The 24368-nt window shown below is 28.8% G+C and carries 18 protein-coding genes; 7 read left to right on the forward strand and 11 right to left on the reverse strand.

From position 1 onward, the window contains the following. The first annotated feature begins 68 nt into the window (after positions 1-68). On the forward strand, positions 69-1151 hold the full coding sequence (locus AXG55_RS13550) for a leucine-rich repeat domain-containing protein (RefSeq protein ID WP_148698633.1): 1083 nt from the start codon (positions 69-71) through the stop codon (positions 1149-1151). 53 nt (positions 1152-1204) lie between these two features. On the opposite strand, the gene AXG55_RS13555 is transcribed toward AXG55_RS13550, so the two are convergent. Next, positions 1205-1735 (reverse strand): ATP-binding cassette domain-containing protein, encoded by a 531-nt coding sequence (locus AXG55_RS13555; protein WP_148698634.1) that lies wholly within the window; start codon positions 1733-1735, stop codon positions 1205-1207. A 540-nt stretch (positions 1736-2275) separates the two neighbouring features. Beyond that, positions 2276-2983: an Eco47II family restriction endonuclease gene (locus AXG55_RS13560; RefSeq protein WP_148698635.1), complete on the reverse strand. Its 708-nt coding sequence runs from the start codon at positions 2981-2983 to the stop codon at positions 2276-2278. A gap of 142 nt (positions 2984-3125) precedes the next feature. Here AXG55_RS13560 and dcm point away from each other — a divergent pair, with 142 nt between their 5' ends. After that, a complete protein-coding gene (gene dcm / locus AXG55_RS13565; protein WP_148698636.1) occupies positions 3126-4424 on the forward strand; it encodes a DNA (cytosine-5-)-methyltransferase in 1299 nt (432 codons plus the stop codon). Between the two features lie 32 nt (positions 4425-4456). On the opposite strand, the gene AXG55_RS13570 is transcribed toward dcm, so the two are convergent. After that, positions 4457-4852, reverse strand: coding sequence for an acyl-CoA thioesterase (locus tag AXG55_RS13570; protein WP_148698637.1), 396 nt, complete (start codon positions 4850-4852; stop codon positions 4457-4459). 218 nt (positions 4853-5070) lie between these two features. Between AXG55_RS13570 and menD the strand changes: the two genes are divergently transcribed. After that, on the forward strand, positions 5071-6675 hold the full coding sequence (gene menD / locus AXG55_RS13575) for a 2-succinyl-5-enolpyruvyl-6-hydroxy-3-cyclohexene-1-carboxylic-acid synthase (RefSeq protein WP_148698638.1): 1605 nt from the start codon (positions 5071-5073) through the stop codon (positions 6673-6675). A gap of 37 nt (positions 6676-6712) precedes the next feature. Here menD and AXG55_RS13580 read toward each other — a convergent pair whose 3' ends face one another. The 5 genes from AXG55_RS13580 to AXG55_RS13595 form a co-directional block, all read right to left on the reverse strand. Continuing rightward, a complete protein-coding gene (locus AXG55_RS13580) occupies positions 6713-7624 on the reverse strand; it encodes a DMT family transporter (RefSeq protein WP_148698639.1) in 912 nt (303 codons plus the stop codon). Between the two features lie 65 nt (positions 7625-7689). Then, a complete protein-coding gene (locus tag AXG55_RS13585) occupies positions 7690-13224 on the reverse strand; it encodes a non-ribosomal peptide synthetase (RefSeq protein WP_237244017.1) in 5535 nt (1844 codons plus the stop codon). Continuing rightward, positions 13206-13364 carry a hypothetical protein gene (locus tag AXG55_RS14905; RefSeq protein WP_233231236.1) on the reverse strand — a complete coding sequence of 53 codons (159 nt, stop codon included), beginning with the start codon at positions 13362-13364 and terminating at the stop codon, positions 13206-13208. Before AXG55_RS14905 ends, AXG55_RS13585 begins: the two co-directional genes overlap by 19 nt. A 422-nt stretch (positions 13365-13786) precedes the next feature. Next, the gene (locus tag AXG55_RS13590) at positions 13787-15226 is read right to left on the reverse strand and encodes a hypothetical protein (RefSeq protein WP_233231237.1); all 1440 of its coding nucleotides are present in this window, start codon (positions 15224-15226) and stop codon (positions 13787-13789) included. Further along, entirely contained in the window at positions 15150-15788 is a 639-nt protein-coding gene (locus AXG55_RS13595; RefSeq protein ID WP_148698642.1) for a nucleotide exchange factor GrpE, read from the reverse strand. Before AXG55_RS13595 ends, AXG55_RS13590 begins: the two co-directional genes overlap by 77 nt. Before the next feature lie 180 nt (positions 15789-15968). On the opposite strand from AXG55_RS13595, the gene serS reads away from it, so the two are divergent. The 4 genes from serS (at position 15969) to AXG55_RS13615 (ending at position 19357) form a co-directional block, all read left to right on the forward strand. Next, positions 15969-17237, forward strand: coding sequence for a serine--tRNA ligase (gene serS, locus AXG55_RS13600; protein ID WP_148698643.1), 1269 nt, complete (start codon positions 15969-15971; stop codon positions 17235-17237). Between the two features lie 34 nt (positions 17238-17271). Continuing rightward, on the forward strand, positions 17272-17526 hold the full coding sequence (locus tag AXG55_RS13605) for a hypothetical protein (protein ID WP_148698644.1): 255 nt from the start codon (positions 17272-17274) through the stop codon (positions 17524-17526). 116 nt (positions 17527-17642) lie between these two features. Beyond that, a complete protein-coding gene (locus tag AXG55_RS13610; protein WP_148698645.1) occupies positions 17643-18650 on the forward strand; it encodes an ABC transporter substrate-binding protein in 1008 nt (335 codons plus the stop codon). A gap of 155 nt (positions 18651-18805) precedes the next feature. Beyond that, positions 18806-19357, forward strand: coding sequence for a hypothetical protein (locus AXG55_RS13615; protein WP_148698646.1), 552 nt, complete (start codon positions 18806-18808; stop codon positions 19355-19357). On the opposite strand, the gene AXG55_RS13620 is transcribed toward AXG55_RS13615, so the two are convergent. The 3 genes from AXG55_RS13620 to AXG55_RS13630 form a co-directional block, all read right to left on the reverse strand. Continuing rightward, positions 19354-20178, reverse strand: a complete 825-nt coding sequence (locus AXG55_RS13620; RefSeq protein ID WP_233231238.1) for a 4'-phosphopantetheinyl transferase family protein — start codon at positions 20176-20178, stop codon at positions 19354-19356. The two genes, AXG55_RS13615 and AXG55_RS13620, sit on opposite strands and share 4 nt — an antisense overlap. Before the next feature lie 38 nt (positions 20179-20216). Continuing rightward, positions 20217-21737, reverse strand: coding sequence for a histidine ammonia-lyase (hutH, locus tag AXG55_RS13625; RefSeq protein ID WP_148698648.1), 1521 nt, complete (start codon positions 21735-21737; stop codon positions 20217-20219). A gap of 156 nt (positions 21738-21893) precedes the next feature. After that, complete coding sequence (locus AXG55_RS13630; protein WP_148698649.1) at positions 21894-24245, reverse strand: aminotransferase class V-fold PLP-dependent enzyme; 2352 nt, start codon at positions 24243-24245, stop codon at positions 21894-21896. Positions 24246-24368 lie beyond the last annotated feature (123 nt).

A 24368-nucleotide genomic window follows, 5' to 3' on the forward strand; every position in this document is an offset into this window, starting at 1 on the left:
TTATTTTAACTATTATTGTAATAATTAAAATAAATAGCTATTCATATCTAGAAAAAAAGGAATTTTTCATGATAAAATTTAATATCAAACATTTGTATTTCATTTCTCTTTCATTACTCGGCGTTGAAAATATTTACGCTCATCCCCAAGAAGAAATTTCGAAAAATACTAGTACGTTAAAAGCTGTGCAAGCTATAATAGATCTTCCGAATGGGGGTTTAGTTTATTTACTTCCTGGACAAGAATCCGCCTTTGTTCCCAAGATAGAATATAATGATTCCTATTCTGGAGTTTATACAGGCGAAATTGAGAAATTTGATAAATTCTATCTTACTTTATTGGATGATTATGGTAATGCAATAGATGACGAAAGAGTTTTAAATGAAGTAAGACTTATTAATTTAAATACTTGGATAAATGGCTCTGAATTGGGTCAAACTGAAACTTGCAGAAATATTAAACTAGAAGTTGAAAATAACAAATTAAAAATTATTAATTTACCAAATATTCTTGTAAGTTTAACAACATGTGACTTTCTAATTTCTACGAAAAATCCTCGTGTTCTAAATATCAATAAGAACTCTAAAAGGACAAAATTAAAATTTAATTATCCATTTAAAATTTGGGCAAATAATGATAATAATAATAATAATGCTGCAGTAAAAATGGCAAAAAAATTAGATGCATTAAATTTAGATCTTCCTGAAATAGAATTATTTGGATCTTATCTTTACGATGAAGTTGATTTTTCATCTATATACAATATAAATTTATTTCCAAAACTTGAAAATATTACCATAAAAGGATTTAGATTTAGGGACAAATCTCTTCAATTTTCAATGCTACCAAATAGCTCAATGTTGAAAAAAATTGTTTTTACAGAAAATATTATTACTAAATTACCTTCTTTTGCGTTTGAAAATTTTAGCACGATTGAAAATCTATCTATGTATAAAAACAAAATTGAAGTTATTCAAGATGATGCTTTTTTGGGTTTAAAAAACCTGTCTGAATTAGATTTGGCTAACAATCAATTAACCCAAATTAATTCGAGAACTTTTCTACACTTAAAATCATTAAAAAAATTAGATTTGACTAACAATCAAATTCAGGATATTCCAAAAACAACTGCTGAAGTTATTTTAAATTAAATTTCAAATTTTAAACATCACTAGAATTTATTAAAAAAATTTTAATGAGTTTTTTATACTGAAAATTTATGACGAATTTCTATCACAACATTTTCCATTGAAATATTACTAATAATACTATCCAATTTTTCAGTGTTTTTTTGATTTAAATTGGCATCCCATTCATCAAGAAGAAAAATTTTAGAATTTTGAGATAAGGCGTACATAAATTGACTTAGCTTCTGCTCGCCTGTAGATCCCAATTTATGGCTCTCAATAAAACAAGAATCTGGTAATATGAGAATGCAATCATCATAACTTCCTTTTAAAAACTTCAATAAGGAAGTTTTACCGGATCCATTTTCACCTGTTATTAAATAACTCCCTTTTTTAAAATTATGAAACTCTAACATAAATGAATTTATAGAAACTAGATTTTTGTGATTTTCTTCAATCTTATAAATAGTTATTTTATCCTTATTTATAGATTTTATTAAATTTAATTCATATAAGTTTTCAACAAAATTTTCTAAATTTATGAGCTTTCCTTTCATTAATGATAATTTATTATGATGAACTGCTGCGTCATGTATATTCTGCAACATTTGCAACGCTCTTGGAAGAGTTGCTATTGAAGCTCCCATGGCCACTAAATTATTTAAAATAGAATAAACATGAAAAATAAATTTATAAAATGAATAACAGGAGTTAATTCTCCTTGCATGGCATGAATGCCGGCTTGTGCAATGGAATATGTGGATAAAGCGACTAGAACTTGCTGAGTTATAATAAAAAAAATAGAAAATAATTTTAAAATATAACTATTGATGAAATAAAAAAATGTCTTAATTTCATTGAGAATATGTCATAAAATTTTATATCTTATTTTCCAGTTCGATTTTTTTAAACTCTTAAACTAAGGTTGCAATAAATTTCTCATATAGAATCTTTAATTATTGATATGATCTTAATTACATACAAAAAAAATTTTGAAAAGACAAGACTCTCGATAAAATAAATAAATTTATCTTCATAAACAAAATTATAAAATCCATTCAAAATAAATCTCACGCAATTCGGAATTTCCATTTTTGTTTTTTTAATGTTGCCTTTATTTTCAAATAAATTTAATTAATTAGAATATTTTAATTACTATTAAAAGAGTATGCACTATTAAAAATATGATTAAGTTGATTTCGAGTGTTAATTGATATATTTTTGCCTAAAATTTCGGAAATTTTAGGAATTGCTTCGTATAATTTTTTAAGTGCATAAGGATCACCAGTAACAAGTTCATAAAATCTTTGTCCACTGATTTTTCTTATTTTAGGATTACCCATTTTTCTTACACTTAAAATATTGTCTGAGGGTACAAATTCTTCATCGTAGCCATCTTTTTTATTTGGAATAATTTCAACATAATATGCAGTATAGCCAATATATTTAGTATTAAGAAGCTTTTCAAAATTTTCATAGAGACTCTTTTTTTGATCCCCTTTAGTGGTATTATGCTTATTTTTAACCTCAGCAATTATTTTTCTTTCTCTGCATTCAAGATCAATGACTTTGCCATTTTTTAAATTTTCCCATCCTGGAATACTACCCAAAACGTTTTGATGAAATTCACCAACCATATTCTGCATTGTCTTTTGAATTTGTCTTGTTTTTTCTTTTCTAACCCACTCATCAAAATCAAAATTGAATGTAAGGCATTCAAAAATAGCACTAAAAGGATCCAATACATTTTTTTTCATATTTTCATCAATTTCTCTTTTCTTTTTAATAGAATTTTGAGTAATTTCATTGATTAAAAATAGAAGCTGATCATTTGATATATAATTGAGCAAATCCATATGCCACTCCAAAAGTATTCATAATATTAAAAACCAAAGCTATCCTACCTAAATAAATTATAGATCAATCAAATTCTTGCATATCAGTTTGAAATAAAATACCATTGATCAATGTTGTGTAATGTTTATTTAGGAGTATTTCTTGAAAGAATTCTTCAAAATCTCTGAAGTAGCTAATATTCTATCTGTTTCAAAAGCAACTTTAAGAAGATGGGATAGTAAGGGAAAATTAATTTCCAGAAGACATCCTATTAATAACTATCGAATTTATCATAGAAATGACTTAAAAAAATTAGAAAATTTCGGATTTATTTTTGAATCTCATAAGGAAACCAATGTGGCTCTTGTTAAACCTTTAAAAATATATACATCCATTGAATTATTTGCAGGAGCAGGAGGACTTGCTCTAGGATTGGAAAAATCAGGACTCCATTGTGTTTTATTAAACGAAATTGATAAATGGGCTTGCAAAACTCTAAAGTCAAATAGACCCCACTGGAATGTCATAGAAAAAGATATTAAGGAATTAGATTTTACAAGTTTTAAAGGCAAAGTTGATATCGTAACAGGTGGATTTCCTTGTCAAGCTTTTAGCTATGCGGGCAAACAACTTGGCTTTGAGGATGCCCGTGGTACTTTGTTTTTTGAATTTGCGCGTTGCGTTAAAGAAACAAAGCCTGCCATTTGTGTTGGAGAAAACGTCCGAGGATTAGTACAACATGATGGAGGAAAAACTTTAAAAGGTATGATATCCGTATTAGAAGATATTGGTTATAAAGTATTACCACCACAGATTTTAAAAGCAATTCATCACCGTGTTCCTCAAAAAAGAGAGAGACTTCTCATAGTTGGAATTCGTAAAGATTTAGATATCCCATTTGAATTTCCTACTCCTCAAAAAGAAATTTACACGCTTAAAGATGCCTTAAAAAAAGGGCGTTTATATCCCTGCCCTGTTCCCTCATCTAGAGGTCAAATATATCCAAAACGGAAAAAAGAAATATTACAACTTGTTCCACCAGGAGGTTATTGGCGCGACTTGCCAGTTAAAATTCAAAAAGAATATATGCAAGGAAGTTTTTACTTAGGAGGTGGAAAAACAGGAATGGCAAGACGAATTAGCTGGGATGAACCTTGCCTAACATTAACATGTTCACCCGCTCAAAAACAAACAGAACGCTGCCATCCTGACGAAACCCGACCTTTTACTGTTCGAGAATATGCCCGCATTCAAACATTTCCTGATGATTGGCAATTCGAAGGATCAATAAGTCAACAATACAAACAAATTGGCAATGCCGTTCCTGTACATTTAGCTGAAGAAATTGGCTTATCCTTGGTAAAGGCATTAAATAATTTTTATAATCCGAAAATTTTTAATTTATTTGGTGAAGAAATAATTCAAAAAATAAATAATAAAAATTACCATGCCTCATTATAAAAATGATCTCTAATTTATTTTTAAAAAATATTCTAATTTTTCATTTCCAACAAACTTAATAGCTCTTTAGGAATACGACAAACTCTATTTTTTTCGGCATCAAATGTAACCATTTTGACTTTTGCTTCGGCATGAATATCATCGTTTATTGATGATTTAAAAATATATTTTAATTCAAAACTAGCTGCTTCCTTATTTTCAATATATTGCTCTAATATAATTGAATTTGGGTAACGATATTGTTTTTTGAATAGAATATTGCATTCATGCAATATCAATTGAATAGGACTTTCTAAAGCAAATTCCCAAAAATATTTTGCGCGCGCTTCGGTCATAAAATCAAAAAATTTTGAATTGTTCAGATGATTATAGGCATCCAAATCCGTCCATTTGATATCTATCACAATTTTATTTAGCAAATTATTCATAGATCCTCCCTTTTTATAAATTAATATTTAACGTAAAAAAAAGTAAAAGTCAATCTCAGCAAAAAAATTGATCATGAATTAAAAAATCAAATTAAGCATACTCATAACAAACTATATTATTCAAAAATCTTATATTTTAATATGTACAATCCAGCAAAAATTTATTAGAGTGTCCTTTTTCTTAAGGACTTGTTTAGACCTCGTTTTAAGGACTCCATATGAACAGAGAATATTCACTCAAAATTATAACAGAACTCTTAAAATATGGTGTTCAAGAATTTTATGTCTGCGCTGGAGCACGAGATATTCCATTAATAGAAACCGTTCACAATATTCAAAGCAAAAAACAGATCGTTTTTTCACATTTTGAAGAGCGATCGGCCGCATTTTATGCCCTGGGCCGCATCAAATCCTTAAACAAACCTGTCGCCGTCATTACAACATCGGGAACGGCTGTGGCCGAACTTTTACCCGCAGCGATGGAAGCTTATTACTCAGGTTTACCTTTAATTCTTATCACGGCAGACAGGCCTAAATCATACAGAGGGACAGGTGCCCCTCAAGCAGCAGAGCAAAATCAAATTTTTGGTGTTTATGTTGAGAAATGTTTTGATTTAGATGCTGGCGATGAATTTCATTTGCAAAATATTTCTTTTAAAAAACCCATTCATGTTAATGTATGTTTTGATATTCCTTTACAAAGTGGATTATTACAGCAAATTAATTTAAATAACTTCGAATTTGAAAATGTATCTTTAAATGAAAATCATAAAGACCACTCTTATGAGTTAAATACTTTAAAAAAATTCATTGATAACAGCAAAAATTTAATTACCCTTGTCTCTCAATTAGATTTAAATAACAATAAATCTCTCATCTCTTTTTTAAATAAATTAAATGTACCTGTTTATTTAGAATCCCTGTCTAATATTCGTGAAAATGAAGATTTAAACCACTTAAAAATCAAATGCCCTGATAAACTTTGGGAGAACGCTAAAAAAAGTAATTTTCAAATTGACTCTATTTTAAAAATTGGTGGAACTCCTACTCATCGCATTTGGAGAGAACTAGACGAATCATTTAAAAATATTAATGTATTGTCCATTAATGTCAACGGATTTTCAGGTATACCTCACGCAAAGAATATAAAATTATCTTCCGATTTCATTCTTGAAAATTTTAATTTTGATTTTGCAAAAAATCGTAGCCAGAATTGTAGTGATTTTTTAAAATCAGACCATGTATGCTATGAAAAATTATTAGAATTAATTCATAAATACCACCTTGCAGAGCAGTCTATTCATTTTCATTTATCAAATTTAATCAAAGAAAATTCTCATGTCTATTTAGGCAACAGCTTACCTATTCGCTATTGGGATTTAGCAGCAAACTACAATTCTAAAAATTTAAAAATGAATGCATCACGAGGAGTAAATGGCATTGATGGCCAAATTTCAACATTTTTAGGTTTTGCAAATGAACTTTCTACTGAAAACTGGGGCATTTTTGGCGATTTAACAGCTTTATATGACATGGTTGGATATTGGATGCTAAAACAAAGAACAAATTTAAATGCCAATATTGTTATTATTAATAACGGTGGTGGCAAAATTTTTAACACTGTTTTAAAAGATGATATTGCCTTATTATGCCAAAATAATCATAATTTAAAATTTGAGCACTTAGCAAAATTCTGGAACATGGAATATGAACTATATTTTGATGCCCGAAATATAAAAAATACACCTGGCATTAAAATCATTGAAATTATTCCAGATCAAAATCAGACTGAATCTTTTTTAAAAGAATTTCATTTAATATAGAGTTTGATTATGCTTCATTACAAATTGTAAAATATAGTCAGTTTTTTTTATAATAAAATAAATTCTTTACTAGTTTATTATTGGATAGCCTAGCAAAGTTTTCAGAAATCAAAAATATACTTAAAATAATAAATGACATTCCTAAAAATGTATAAAATGAAATTTCATGTTTAAAAAATATCAAATCAAAAACCGCAGTAACCGGAGGAACACAATATAACAAACTGGTGACATGAGAAGCTTTTCCTAATTTCAGAAGTGCAAAAAATAAGAAAAAAGCGCCTATAGACATTACAACGGAAACCCAAAAAAGAGCAGTCATAAATGAATAAGTCCATGTGACATGGTAATCTTCAAGAAATAAGCAACATATGAGTATTAATATTGCGCTGGCAGCATAGTGAATAAACATTTTAGTATCAAGCGGAATATTATTACAATATTTTTTTTGAAGTACAGTTCCATAAGTGATACCAATCAAGGACATAATTGCACAAATAATTCCATATATATTAATATTTCCAATAAAAATTATGTTAAAAACAGTTAAAAATAAACCTATAAATCCCAGAAATAATCCTATTTTATGTTTTATATCAATTCCTTCACGCATTAAAAGAGGGGTCAAAAGAGGCTGTATACCTAATATAATTGCTAATATTCCAGGAGATACTTTTTGATCTAAAGCTATAAAGAAAAATCCTAGATAAACACCTTGAATTAAAATTCCAGTAATAGTTATCTGTAGTAGCTCAATTTTTGATAATATTATTTTTTTTCCTTTGAATAATAATACCCCCCCCATAATTGCACTTGCAATAAAAAAGCGCATTGTTAAAAAAAGCATTGGAGAACAATTTTGTAAACCCGTTTCGACAAAAATATAGCCACTGCTCCATAAAAGAACAAAGAATACAGGTATAAATAAAGTAAATAATAATTTTTTCATAATTTTCTTTCTATTTTATTTAAAATAATTAATAAAAATATGATTTTAAAATTTATAATTTCAAATTACAATTCATTAATTATTTTAAAAATATTTTTACATATTTTATCAATGTTTGGATATTGAATAATAGTGCTATGATTTGCATCCATAGTATACGTGCGGACTTTACCTGAAGAATATAAACCCCAGCCCCAGTCATTCTTGAGGCAATATTGATGATTCCTCATTTGTTCACTTACGATTTGCTTAGCTTTAAATTGCACTATATCAATTTCACATTTCATAGGTTTATACCGAGAAAGCATTAAAATATTACTCTTAAAAAGATTAAATAGCATTTTTTTCATATTATCTTCTAATAAAACATAATTTTCACCATAATCATCCTTAAACCAATTATATAATATTTCATCAGTAGGTAATTTATTTATTATAGGTGATGGTGAATCAATCATAATTACAGGTCTGATTTTTATTCCCTTTTCAAGTAACTGTTTTGACATTTCAAAACTCACAACACCACCAAATGACCATCCACCTAACCATAAATTGCCATTAGGATATTTTTCTAAAATAATTTCTGTATAATATTTAGCTAATGATTCTAATTTTTCGAATGACATTAAATTTTCATTCATATAATTCGGATGCTGGATCCCATAAAAGCGACGATCTTTATCAAGGTATTTTATCAGCTCTGTATAGCATAAAATACCTCCTCCAGAGGGATGTATAAAAATAATGGGGGATTTTACCCCTTCATTCTGCAAAAGAAGGAGAGGAGATATGAATCCGTTCATTGATTTTAATATTTCATCTGCTATTTCACAAATAGAACCTCTTTGAAAAATAGTTGATAAAGATAAATTAAATCTAAATTCCTTTTTAATCTGATGAATTAATTGAAATGATAGAAATGAATTTCCACCAATTTCAAAAAAGTTATCATTACAACTGATTTCATTTAAGTTTAATAATTTTTTCCAAATTAAAAGTAATTTCTCTTCAATTATATTTTTTGGACTAATAAATTTATTGACATTATTATGATTTAGTATCAAGTTATTTAACATCTCATTTGTATTTACCTTTCCATTAGATGTTAATGGAAAAAGATCAATCTGATAAATTTGATTTGGAATCATGTATAATGGAAGTTTTTTTAGCAAATATGATTTAATTTTTTCATGATCAATTTTTATTCCTGAAGTAAAAAATGAAATAATTTTCTTGTTTTCAATTTTTTCTCCAATAACAGTTATAAAAACCTGATTGATATCTTCAATTTCCTTGAAAGCAGCTTCAATATCTCCTAACTCAATACGATATCCCTGGATTTTAACTTGTAAATCATTTCGTCCTAAAAATTCAATATTTCCATCGGGATAAAGCCTTCCTAAATCGCCAGTACAATATAAAGTTTTATTTAATTTAGAATGATAAATAAAACTTTCAGTAGTTTTTTTCTCATCATTAAAATATCCTTGAGCCAAACCTAATCCGCCAATATAGATTTTTCCAGTTGCATAAATAGGTCGAAAATCTAAATTTTCATCTAATATGTACATATTTTGGTTGGAAAGAGGTTTACCATAAGGAATACTTGTCCATGAAGGATTAACTGTATCAATTTCATAATAATTTGACCAAATTGATGCTTCTGTAGCACCACCCAGACTTGTCACATTAGCATTGAAATATTTTTTAATTTGAGCTGGTAATGATAAAGGAATCCAATCTCCACTTAAAAGAACATGTCTTAATTTTGAATTTGGATTATATCCTCTTATGGAAACTTCTTCTATAAATATTTGCATTACTGCTGGAGCAGAGTTCCACAATGTTATATTTTGATTATATATAATATTTACCCATTGACTCGGATTATTTAATTCCGTTTCTCCTGGTATATATATTGAACCGCCGGCATTTAGCAAACCAAAGACATCATAAATAGATAAGTCAAATGAAAAGGATGAGATGGCAAAAATAATATCATTTTCTGAAATATTATATTTTCTATTTATATCATTTATTGTATTCATAGCTGCTTTATGACTAATTTGTACTCCCTTAGGAATTCCAGTAGAACCAGATGTAAAAATAATATAAGCAAGATCAGACGATAAATTTATTTGATTACTATAATTAATATTTTCGAAGTTACAAATTTCACTGACAACAATTTGAGGAATATTTAAGTCAAAATTCAAAATCTTATTAACTAGTACAGATTTACATTGACACATTTCTAATATTTGCTTTATTCTTTTTTCAGGTAATTTAACATCTAATGGAATAAATGTGGCGCCTAGTCCAAGCACAGAGAGTGAAGCAACAATTTGCTCCCACCCTTTCTCCATTATTATGCATATGAAATCATTTTTACAAACCTGATATTTATTTAATTTAGACTTTAGCATTTCTGCAGTCGCAAATACTTGATTATACGTCAACGAAATTTTTTGAGTTATGATTGCTATTTTATTTGGATTTTTTATAGCATTCTTAATAGCGCCTAAATGCAATAGCTCTTCTTTTTGATGAAAGTAATTATTATCATTTATTTTTCTAATTATTTCTAAATCATCTTTAGGAATAATTTCAAATTCTATTATCTCATCATTACATATATTTTTTAAAAGATTTTCATAACTTGTAAACATTTTATTAATTATACTATCTTGAAAACATCCGTCTCTTGAATCCCATATGCAGCATAAACTTCCATCCACATCTTCATAAACTTGATGATCTAACATAACCTGTGGTGTTTCTAAGTGACTATGGCTAACATTTTTTCCATACCAACTAAATATATTTTTTTTATTTTTAAATTCATTTTGTATTAAATTTAATCCGCAGGCAAAAACTACAGGCATAGAAGCAGAACTTAATGTTCCTTTATAACGATTTATTTCATTTAACATTTTTATACCGTTAAACTCATGATACTCTAAATCTCTTAATAATTGTTTTTGTATTTTTATTGCATTTTCAGATAAATTTATTGAATTAGAGTATTCAATTTCTAAAAGAATAGTATTGCTAAAATTTCCTACAATTTTATTTATATCATCATGTATTTGTGGTCTATTAAAAAACATTAAATTCAATGCAAAATGGTTTGCATTACTCCATGTTTTTAAAATCTTAGCATACGAAGCAATGAGCATAGATGCAGGTGTAACACCACTCTGTGCTGCAATATTTCGAAATTTCTCCCATTCACAGGGCGATAAAAAAAATTGTCTTCGCATAAAAACAGACTCGTTTCTATGCACTAAATTTTTCAATGGTAATTTTGGAGCTTCAGGAAAATTTTCTATTCTATTTAGCCAATATTTTTTAGCTAACTCATATGAAGAACTTGGTTTAGAAAGTGCAACTAAAGCATCACGATAGGAAATTTCAGGCAATTTTAATGAAAAATTATCGTGCAAATAATAATCAGAAAGTTCATTAAAGATAATTTCTAATCCAGCTCCATCGGCAATAATTAAATCAAATAAAAAGTGTACAATATATTTATTGTTAAAAATTTTTGTAACACTTACATCAAAAAGAATATCTTTATTTTTCTTAAAAAATGAGATCTTATCTTTTCTAATATTTTCAATTTCACCAGAATTTATTATAATTTTATAGAAATTACTATTTTCTAAATATTGTTGAGTTCCATCATCATTTAGTACTATTCTCAAATTATTATGCCTATTTATTACACTATTAATTGCATTTTCAAATTTAATTATATTTAAATTATCAATCTCATTCTCGATATAAAGATGAGCTCTTATTCCACCCAACTCAAAATCATTTCCTCTTCCAATTAAATATGCTTTTTGCATTTCTGTCAAATTAAATGGCATATAATGCTTATTTTTATTCGATATTATTTCATTCAATAAATCATTTAAAATAGGTCTATCTTTAATTAATTTAGATTGTAATTCAACCGTATTATATTCATATATTTCTGCTAAATTTATTTCACGTCTTATTTTTTGCCTTATATTTTGAACCAAGGCCATTGCCTGAAGAGAATGACCACCCAATAAAAAAAAGGAAATATTTATTCCTAATTCTTTTTGATTTAATATTTCACACCAAATTTTGTATATTTGATTTTCTAGCTCATTTCTAGGATATTGAAGATTATGATTATTTTGAGACGCCTCTAATAGTGGTTTAGGAAAACTTTTAATATCTAATTTTCCATTAGGACTTAAAGGAAATTCATTTAAAAATACAAAAAAGCTAGGCACCATATAATCTGGTAAAGTTAAACTCAATGAATTTTTTATATTAAGAATAAGTTCATTTGATTTTACATCAGATATTAGATAAGCAACTAAATATTTTTGATTGATAAAATCTTCCCTTGCTATTACTGCTACATTTTTTATTTCTTTACATTTTAAAATTTCACTTTCAATCTCTCCAATTTCAATTCTAAATCCACGCAGTTTAATTTGATTATCAATTCTTCCAATATATTCAATAGCACCATCACTTAAAAATCTGCATAAATCTCCAGTTCGATAAATTTTCTCACTATGTAAAAATGGATTAGAAATAAATTTTTCTTGGGTTAATTCTATTTTATGGAGGTATCCTCTTGCGAGACAGATTCCACCAATAAACAACTCCCCAATTTCATTAATATCTACTGGTTGTAGTTTCTCATTCAAAATATATAGGTAAATATTTGCGATTGGATAGCCAATGGGAACAATATTTCTTTCATCATTTTTTTTACAATCCCAATATGTAACATCAATTGCTGCTTCTGTAGGACCATATAGATTATAAAGCATACAATTATCAAATTGTTCAAAAAATTTGTTTTGTAAATGGTAACTTAAGGCTTCTCCACTTGTAAAAACTCTTTTAAGAGAAGAACATTTTGATGCTATCTTTGCATCTAAAAATAAATTCAACATAGATGGAACAAAATGAATTGTTGTAACCTTTTCTTTTTCTATTAAATTAGCTAGTTCATACGTATCTTTATGAATTTCTGGATAAGCCATAATTAATGTTGCACCCGTGAATAGTGGCCAAAAGAACTCCCAAACAGAGACATCAAAACCAAAGGGAGTCTTTTGAATAACGAGATCATCTTCTGTTAAATTATAATAGCTTTGCATCCATAATATTCTATTAACAATGCCTTTATGAGTATTACATACACCCTTAGGATTTCCAGTTGTACCCGAAGTATAAATGACATAGCAAAGACTGTTGAATTGATTAATAATAGGAAGATTATTTTTACTATAAGGATCCAATAGATTATGATCTGAAATAAATATTTTATTTACTAAGACATCTAAAAAATTGTTATTTAATTCTTTTTCAGTAATTAATAACTCTGCTTTTGAATCATTTATAATATATTTTATTCTTTCAATAGGATAGTTTGGATCTATAGGAACATATGCACCTCCTGATTTTAATATTGCCAAGATTCCAATAACAAGTTCTATTGAACGATTCATAGAAATTGCGACTAGTTTATCTTCTTTAATTCCAAGATTTTTTAAATATGATGCTAATTGATTTGCCTTTTGATTTAGCTGAGAGTAAGTAATTTTTTTTTTTCACCAAATTTGACGGCAATTTTATTTGGATTTTTAAGACATTGCTCTTCAAATATTTCATGCATTCTTTTATGATTTGAAATATATAAAATTTCTTTATTAATATTAGATACAAAATTTAATTTTTCCATTAATTTCTCCAAGTTTATTTTAATTTATATTATGAATATACTAAAAACAAATAGTATCTCAAATTAATATATAACTAAATTTTAGCATCACCTCAAGTATGTGATATATATTTTCAAATAATAATTAGATAAATGATTACCATAATTTTAAAATTTGCGGATATTTTTTACTATAAATAACTCTAAATAAATACATTTTATCACATAAATAATATTATTATATTATAATAAATTTTACTATTTAAATATAAAATAAAATACTTAGAATATATTACCAAATAATTAATTTTTCTTATTATAGCAGACCATAATATCAACTAAAAAATATTGGATATCTATTAATTTGTATTGATTAAGATATTTAGGGGAAGAGATAATAAAAAGATACAAAAGTATAGCAGCAAATTAAATTCATTTAATTTTTATCTTAACCCACCAAATCCTTCATAAATGGAAACACCATCAATTTTCCAATTTCCTTCACGAATGATTTTTTCTAATTGAGCACTTTGTGAGCCATTGGCAAGATACTGCATATTTCTTAATAAAATAAAAATATCAAATACCTTAGATTCAAGACCCAATTGATTTAATTTTCCCTCTAAAATATTTTCGAATAAATTTTTAAATTTTCCATTATTAGAAATAAATTTTAAGGAATCCATGGATTTTAAATCTTTACTATAAGAAATTTTTTCCGAATTTTGATTTAAAAAAAACACCGGTATTGAAAAAATTTTCGCTAAATACGTCAGATCATTTTGATATTTAAACCCTTCCATAACAAGAATAGTATGAACATGTTTTTCAAAAATGAGTTTTTCGGCAGCCTGAGATAAACTTCCTTCATTTGTATTGGCTTCCATAATATCAATGAAATAAGACACTCCTTGCGCTGCCGGAGATGATAAAAATGCAGAGATTGAACGTAAAACATTTTGATTGTATTTTTGTCTATCAGGTTTATTTGCTAAAATGAGACCCACTCTCATTTCTTTAGGATCATCATGATTTAATTTAATGAGCCTCGATCTAAGCTGCGAATTAACAATAAATAAACCTGAATTTAATATGATGCTATCCTCATTTTTAAGTAGGTTTTTTTCTAAAATGTCGAGAGCTTGCTGATTATCACCTTCTTTCATTTTTAATAAAAATACATTTTCCACATAATTTTCTGGAAAACCTGAATTCACATTGCTTTCAAAATTTAAAATAGAGAGTCTTTCCTCAATATCAGAAATCGTTATATTTTTATTAGCATATTTATTAATTTCAACTTCCTGCATATTTTCTTTTTTCATTATACTCAATAAATTAGTAATCTCAGAGCGCTCAAATTCTTTGTTAAAAGAATAACGTGCAGCTTCAGCAGAAAGAGCGTAAAATCTGGCTAAATAAACAGGTTGTAAATGAGGAGAGGTTAAACTTTTGGATAAAGAAACAGCTTTACCATAATTTTTTGTAATAGCATATATTTGTAATAATCCATAAGTACAAATAGAATGAACTGATGAAGGTAAAACATTTTCAGCTAAGGAATCTTCTAAATAATGTTGTGATAAATTGATTTCATTCAGATTATTATTTAAAAGTGCGAGACGGCATTTTGAAAAAGATATTTCTTTTTTTGAGGAATATTCATTTTCAATCACGTTTTTATATAGACTTATTGCTTTGTCGTATTGTTTTTCATAAAAAAAACCCTCTGCTTTTTCAAATACAGAGAGTTGCGCATGAGCATAAATTGTCAATAATGTACTGCAAAATAATAAACCCGCAATTTTAGTCAGGCGCGCCGACGCGCACCATAGCTGTTCTAAGAATGCGATCCCCAATTTTGTAGCCCGCCATAAACTCATCAATAACAGTTTCTTGAGTATAAGAAGCATCGACCACTTTTGCGATAGCATTGTGATAAGACGGGTTAAAAGGCGCGTCTTTACCTGGTAATCTTTCAATTCCATGTTTTTTAACAGTATCTTGGAATACTTTTGAAACAAGTTGAACACCCTCGACAATTCCAGCAACTTTTTTACCTTCTTCAGTTTCAAAGTTTATCTGTGAATTTTCAATAGCAAGCATTGCCTTATCGAAGGCATCGATGACAGGAAGGAGATCTTTGGCAAACTCTTGAATGGCATAAATGCGTGTATCTGCTTTTTCCTTTTCCATTCTTTTGCGTGTATTTTCAAAGTCGGCAGCAATACGAAGCATACGATCGTGAGTTTCTAACAATTTAGCTTGCGCGGTTGCACATTCCGCTTCCAACGCCACTATTTTTGCACCCTCTTCACTCAAAGAAGAAGCCCCTTGCACTTCAGAACTCTCTTTATTTTGATTAGAAGAATTATCTTGCTTTTCAGATGAAGACGCACTTGTGGTGCCTTCTGTTGAATATTTCGCTTTATTGTTCAAAAACATATTATAAACCCTCGCGTTTCAGTTCGATCACAATCTCGATCCGTATGAATGTAAGCATTGAAAGCGGGTGGTCAACAATAAATTTTTTGATTATGTGCATTTGGTACTTGAAAAGTCTTCTCCTCTTTATAAGAATGACGTGCGTTTAAGCTCTTGATCCAGGAAAGGCGTAAATATCCCATGCTTGATCCCAAATTTATCCGAGATAACCTAGAAGCCATTGCAATTGCTGCAAAAAACAAACGTTTTGAGTTCGATCCTAAGCTATTTGCGGATCTTTATGAAAAACGTTCCAAATGTATAAAAGAAACAGAAGAGCTTAGAAATAAGCGCAACGAGGGCTCTGACGCGGTTAAGAAGGCAAAATCTAAAGAAGAGCGTGAGCTTCTCGTCTCGCAAATGAGACAAATGGGGCCCCTTCTTGAGGAAGCGGAAAAAAATCTGCGCGAAGTGGAAAAAGAATTTGAAAAACTTTTGCTGACAGTGCCGAGCATTGCTTCTGCGGACACCCCCCTGGGCGCGTCCGATGCAGACAATGTTGAAATAAAAAAAGTTGGAGAATTGCCCCGTTTTGAGTTTGTTCCAAAAGATCACATTGAGCTCTCCAAAAATCTTGGCATCATAGATTTTGAACGTGGCGCCGCCATTGCGGGAAGCCGTAGCTATTTCCTCATGGGTGCTGGAGCGGAATTGGAAAGAGCGATTCACTCACTTGCCCTCGATTTACTAAAGTCGAGAGGTTATAAGCAAATGAGTGTTCCTGTTTTGGTTCGTACCAGCGCTATGGAGGGAACCGGTTATTTGCCAGGCGGTGCTGACCAGGCTTATTACGTTGAAAAAGATGACATGTGGCTTGTGGGAACCTCAGAAGTTCCTTTAGCAAGTTATTACCAAAATGAAATTTTAGACACAGCACAATTGCCAGCAAAAGTATGCGCTTGGTCAACATGCTTCAGACGTGAAGCGGGAGCTGCCGGAAAAGACACGAAGGGGTTATACCGCGTCCATCAATTTCAAAAAATTGAGCAGGTTGTAATATGTGAACCTAATGTTGAAAAGAGCGACATTCTTCATGCTGAATTACTAAAAAATGCAGAAGATCTCTTACAACTTTTAGAATTACCTTATCGCGTTGTTCAAGTTTGTACCGGTGACTTGGGACAAGGCCAGGTCAAAAAGAACGATATTGAAGCATGGATGCCAAGCCGTAATAGCTACGGAGAAACTCACAGTTGCTCTAGTTTTTATGATTATCAAGCGAGAAGATTAAAAATTAGAACTCGTGATGAAAATGGCAAAATGCAATTTTGTTATACATTAAATAATACGGCCGTTGCCACACCGCGTGTTTTAATACCATTAATTGAAAACCACCAAACAAAAGACGGACGCATTCGCATTCCAAAAGCATTGCAAAAATATATGGGCGGTGCAGAGTATATTGGTTAAATATACTCTATATATTTAACCAAAAGGATTTTATATGATTGCATGTGTCTGGGATTATTATGGATCCGATGCTTCAGGAACTGCTTTACATTTCGAAAAACATTTAAAAGAATTTATTCAAGTTAAACATATTCAAAATTTAAAAACGGGTACCCAAATAAACGGAAACACACAATCCTTTGTTTGGTGCGCTGGCAAAAAAGAAGAACTCACTGTTGTTATTGAGGTACTCAAACCAAAGCATTATATTCCTGAAAATAATTTTAAAGAATTTGGAATTACTCTTTAAAGTTAAATACAATAAGCAATTTTTTGACTCTTCAAACTTATCAGTTGATTATTACATTTTATTTACAATATAATATTTTTATTAGGTTCATTTACTTTATTACTTTTGAGGTTAACATGATTAAAAAATATTATATACCCTTTTTTAAATTAATATTATTAATATTCGGATTAATTTCAATAAACTCATTTGCTGGCAATAAAGACATTATTATTGTTGAAAGCTATAGCAAGGAATATAAATGGGATGCAGATTATGCTAAAGAAATAAGAAATGCCTTTGGAAGAAAGTATAATCTCACTTTTTTTGAGATGGATACTAAAAGGCTTCCAAAAGATCAGCACGAAAAAATGGGTTTAAAGGCTTGGGATTTAATTCAAAAAGTTAAACCAACAATGGTTTTTATAGGTGATGATGCGGCATTAAAATATGTTGGCCCAAAACTAGAACAAAATAAAATTCGCACTGTATATTTGGGAATTAATAATAATCCACGAGTTTATTTTGATAAAGAGCCTAAATATATCACAGGAGTTCTTGAAAGGCCGCTCATTAGACGATCTGCAATTTTTATTAAAGATATAATTCCTCAATCGAAAAAAATATTAGTATTATTTGATAGTGATATTACCTCAAAAATTGTGCATGAAGATTTCTTTTCTGGTAAACCATCTATAAATTTTTCTGGAATTAATTATGACATTTATTTATTTGACAAATTTGCTGACTGGCAAAGAAAAATTATAGATGCTCCTCATAAAGGATATGAGGCAATTATAGTAGGACTTTATGCAAATATGGTCGATGAGAATAAGAAAAATGTGGATTCGGTAAAAGTTGTACAATGGTCTGCAGCCAATTCAAAATTACCCATATTCTCATTTTGGGATTTTACAGTTGGCAAAGGAAAAGCATTGGGAGGTTTAGTCATGACGGGAGCAAGCCAAGGAAAAGCTTTAGTTGAAATGGCGCAAAAACTTCTTAATAATCCAACAATGAATCCAAGTTCCTTATATCCAATTTATTTGCAAGAAGGAAAATTTGTTTTTAGTAAGTACGAAATGAAACGTCATAAAATCAAACTTCCAGCAGACATTGAAAAAGAAGCTATTTATACAGAATAAAAATAACTTCAAAATATTTAGAAATAGACTCCCATAATTTAAAATATATTAACATAATAATTTGTAATATAAAATTTGACAAATTAGATTTTATATTTTATCCCATACAAATAATATTTATTATAAATCCACAGCAAAAAAAATAATAGGTCTGTATGAAAAAAATCTTCTCCATGGCAGTCATTATATTCATAATTTTTACAGTGACTCATTATATACTTAATTATACGTGCTCTGGTTTTACAGGAAGCTTGATACTTGATAATTCAATAAAAAAATGCGTTACACATTATGGCTTAGTAAAACTAAAAAACGTGAAAATTAACAAAAACACTTATGTTTCAGGAAAAATAATTGCTGAAAACGTGATGCTCAATGATATTCATATTAATGGAGATATTTATTTATCACATAATAGTATTGTTATCGGAAACACAAATATCAATGGTTCACTTATCACTTCATCTTCAAAATTTGAAAATCCCATTTATATCACTACTGATAAAATTGAGCTTAACGAAGGAAGCACAACTAAAGATATTTACATTAGAAAACATTCTTTCATAAAAAGAGAGGAATTTGTTTATATTGATAGTTCTACTGTTAATGGAAATATTACATTTGAAGGAAATCTAGGAAGGGTTATTCTTATAAACGGAAGTATAATAACAGGGAAAATATTTGGAGGTGAAATTATAACAAATTAACATATACTCACATTATTCCAATCCCACTCGTAAAATAATGATTTAAAATTCTTTTTTCGAATAGCAAAAATGGAGGAATAATCATTTTGAATGTAAAACCTTCGGATACTCCAAGAATCAGGATGATTTTCATATTTGCAATCTTTTAAACTTATAATTTTAGGGTTTTCATTTGGATTGATACCAACAGTGATATTATTTGGTAAATATGATAATCCAATTCCAATACCTTTTAAAATAGCCTCTTTACAAGACCACACATGATAAAATGAGGAATTTTTTTCATTTTCTGATAAGCTATTCCAGCTTGTAAATTCACAATCTGAAAAAATGTAACTACCAAGAGAATTTTTATCTAATGAATTATCATATTTTTCAATATCAATTCCTACTAAATCTTCACATGAAAAAGCAAGTACAATATATTCACCAGCATGTGAAACATTAAAATTTAGAGATATATTATTTATTTCATGCGATAAAAACGGCTTAAAGTATTTATTATATTTAAAATGAATATTATGTGGAGGTAATTTTAAATATAGTGATATTAATTTTTTAAGTACAAAACGAGTTGATAGAGATCTTATTTTATCTGATATTTTAAAATACTTCAAAGATTTATTTATTTCATCTAAAGTTAATACTTTCTTAAAATTACCATTAAAGAAATCGTTACTTAATAAATAATTAGAAATATTTTTATTTTCTAAATATTTAAACATGTCATATGGAATTTTTATCTTCCAAATATGAACCTCATCTTTTTGAATTTCATTATTTTTTTCAAAATTTTTCCACTCAGTCACTTCTTTCATCATAATCATTATCTTCTTCACTAGATTAAAAATCTATATAATTATAAAATATTAAAAGAATTTTTTAGTAAATATTGTTTTACTAATTCAATGTCATCTGCAAAATAGCGATCTTTTTCATAAAAAGGAACTCTATTTCGAATATCTGTATACACACTTTTTAATTGATTTGGAATATTTTTATGTGGCTGTAAGTCAAATGCTTGCGCTGCAGCTAACATTTCAATAGCAATTACATAAGCTGAATTTTCTGCCATTTCATTTAAACGAAAAGCGGCATGAGTTGCCATACTCACATGATCTTCCTGATTTGCCGATGTGGGAATACTATCTACAGAGCAAGGAAATGAACGCGATTTATTTTCACTAACTAAAGCTGCTGCGGTGACTTGCGCAATCATAAATCCAGAATTCAAACCACTATTATTTACTAAAAATGAAGGCAAGCCGCTTGAATTTGAATCAACCATTAGAGAAATTCTTCTCTCTGATAAGGAAGATATTTCTGTACAAACCATTGCTAAAATATCTGCAGCAAAGGCAACAGGTTCTGCATGAAAATTTCCCCCAGAAAGAAACTCTCCTGTTTCTGAAATAGCAATAGGATTATTCGTAACAGCATTGGCTTCAGTCTCTAAAGTTTTTGCAACATGATTTATCTGATCAAGACACGCACCCATCACTTGGGGTTGGCATCTTAAGGAATAAGGATCTTGCACTTTTGAGTTAGAACTCTTTTCTTTTTTACTGTAATTGTCACTCAATAATCCTCTTATTTTCTCAGCAACAATCATTTGTCCTTTATGTCCTCTCAATTCATGAATACGAGGATCAAAAGGTTCGTAATTACCATTTAAAGCTTCTAATGCTAAAGTACCAGACACCAAAGCAGACTCAAAAACACTTTGAATTTTAAACAATCCTTTTAAAGCAAGAGCAGTAGAAACCTGAGTGCCATTTAATAAAGACAAACCTTCTAAAGGTAAAAGATCAAAACTTTCAATGTGACACTCTTTTAATGCTTCCTGTGCCTGAATTTTATTTCCTTTATATTGCACATAACCCACACCAATTAAAGGCGCTACAAGATGGGCTAATGGTGCTAAATCCCCAGAGGCTCCCACAGATCCTTTTATAGGAACGCATGGAAAATAACCATTATTAATCAATTTCAATAAGGCATCTAACAATTCATATCTAACACCTGAATATCCCATAGATAAACTAGCAATTTTAATAACTGAAATTAAAGAAACAGTTCTTTCGTCTAAAAAATCGCCAACTCCTGTACAATGTGATTTCACTAAATTATGTTGGAGTGTTGATAAATCTTTTTCATTAATGCGCGTACTAGCTAATTTTCCAAATCCTGTATTAACGCCATAGACTGCTCTAGGATTTTTTTCAGTAATTAAATTATTTACATTTTTAACAGAATTATCTAAATTAATTTTTGCTTCTTCTGATAAAAATAATTTATTATATTGACCATCATATATCATCTTCAATTGATTTAATGTAAGATGACCTGGTTTGATAAAAAAATCATTATTATGTTGCATAATAATACCTCATTAATTGTATGGGTGTAAATATTAAATTAAATATCAATTACCTATTCATAATAACATAATATAATTTAATTTAAAATCAATCTATGTTTAATATTTTTTTATAGTTAATAATAAAATAATGGGTATCTATAATATATTTATTTTTTAATATGTATTTTCAAAATTTTTTAATGATGAAAAAGCAACTCCACCATCAATACTTAATACAGATGAAAACCCTAATCTCCTGAAATTTTTTGCAATGATTAATGATCTTCTACCAGTCGAACATAATAATATTATTTTCTTTGAGGAATATTTTTCATTTCCTTGTAATAATTCACACATCAAATTTGTTATTTTAGACATGGGGATATTTATAGGCTGCTGATTTAAATTCAAGCTTGCCCAATCTTTAAATGCGAGAGATTCAGCCCTTTCTCTAATATCAATAACAATATATTCCTTATCATTTATTTTATCTGGATTTAGCAGAGGAAGAGAGTCGGATTTTTCATTATAATTCACAGAAATCAATCCGCAGACAATATTATCTGTCTTATCATCTAAAGATAAATTTGAATCTATTTTTTTCTTTTCATTATTAAAATAATTAAATGTCATTTTATCATCTGATATCAATGATGATTTTAATAAACAATTATTATTTTTTTCAACACCCCAACTTGTTGCTAAATTATTGTTATAATCATGCGCAGAACAAAGCATGGTTTGGGGAGATAAATTTTTATTCAACAAATGCAGTGAGTGAAAAAATTGTTCAATGCAACTCATTTCAAAATCGGTGCGACCTAAGCCACCAGGCAATATAGTATCCCCAACAAAAGCAAAGAGAGGATACTTAAGTTTATTTTTATCGAATACTAAATAACAAACACTATCTAAAGTATGACCTGGTGTATTTAATTTCTTAATTTCCCATTGATTTGAATTAAATTTTAATATATTTCCGTTTTCAGGCCAGCCAAGGACATCCAATCCATTATCATTTAAATTCAGTTTTGTAAATAGAATTTTTCTTACTGAGTCATGATCTGCATGCGAATGAGTATCTAAAATAGCTTGTACATACAAATTTTTGCAATGAATTAAATTCAATATTCTATCTAAATTTTTTTCTGTAGGATCAATCACAATACAGGATTTTGTAAAACAATCTATTAGTATCCAGGTGTTTGCAAATTCTGAGTTTAACTGAATTATACCATGAAGATCATCTTGTGTCATAAAGTTTTCATCTAAATTATTTTCAATGCTGCAAGATAAATTTAGACATGAATTTTTAAAAGCTTTTCCTGCATTTAATATAGCTTGAGATCCTTTTATAATTTCTTCTTTCGATGTGGCAAAACTAAAAGATAAACGCACTCCTGATGCCAATCGCCATTCTGGAAAATTCATCGCCTCTAAAACATGACTATAATTTACAGACTTTGAATTACATGCAGAACCACCACTCATGCTTATTCCGGCGCAGTCAAAAACATTCATCAATTCTTTTGAAGTTAGACCATATACAGAAAAATTAATTGTTGTCGGAACAGAATGGTTTAAATCTGTATTAAAAACTATGCTGGGAAATGCTAATTGCAGAGCATCAAGTAAAATATTTCGAAATTCTAATAATTCATTATGATTTCTAATCGATTCAACTTTATTTCCCCTTTTTCGATCTTTCAGAAGCTCTAAAATAACTCCGATAGCTGCAATACCAGGAAGATTTTCAGTGCCAGAACGCACCCCCTTTTCTTGACCTCCACCTACAATTAAAGGGCACTGCGGTGCTTTTTCTCTTAAATATAAAAAACCAATTCCTTTAGGAGCATGAATTTTATGGCCACTAAATACAGCATAATCGACACTTAAATTATCAAAATTAAGATCAATTTTTCCTAGCGCTTGTACGCAATCAACCAACCAATAAATATGATGTTGTTGAGAACGAATTAGATTTTCAATAGCATTTAATTTTGTAATAACACCCGTTTCATTATTAACAGCCATAGTGCATAAAAAAATAGTATCTTTTACATGCATTTCAATTTCATTTAAAAGAATATGTCCTTTTTCATCTACTCCAATTGGAATAATTTCAATGTCTAAATCAAGCACAAAGCACCAATGTGAAATAGCGTTAGGAATTGCTTTATGCTCTGTTGCTGAAATTAATATCTTCCTTTCTTTTATATTAATACCTTGTTTTTTTTGTTCTGAAATCCATTTTAAAACAGAAAGTACAGATATTTGTATTGCCTCAGTAGCACCACTGGTAAAATATATTTCAGAAGGATGAGCATGAATTACTTCGCTCGCCGAAACACGTGATCTTTCCAAAATAATTTTAGCCTGCGCCCCCACCATATGAGTGCTGCTCGGATTTCCATAAACTTTTTCCATTGTTCTTAAGACGGCCTGACTTGCTTCTTTTAAAATAGGAGTTGTTGCATTACAATCAAAATAAATGCGATTATTTGTTTCATTTGATGCAAATATCATTTTAAAGCCTCAAGGTTTATATTTCATATAAGTTCATTTAGTCTAAACAAAGTACCAGATACAATTTTAATTATCCATATAAATTATAAAATATATTTATTTAATTATTTTTTTTTATTCTGA

Source organism: Silvanigrella aquatica (genome assembly GCF_001907975.1).
In the GTDB taxonomy this organism is placed as follows: Bacteria; Bdellovibrionota_B; Oligoflexia; order Silvanigrellales; family Silvanigrellaceae; genus Silvanigrella; species Silvanigrella aquatica.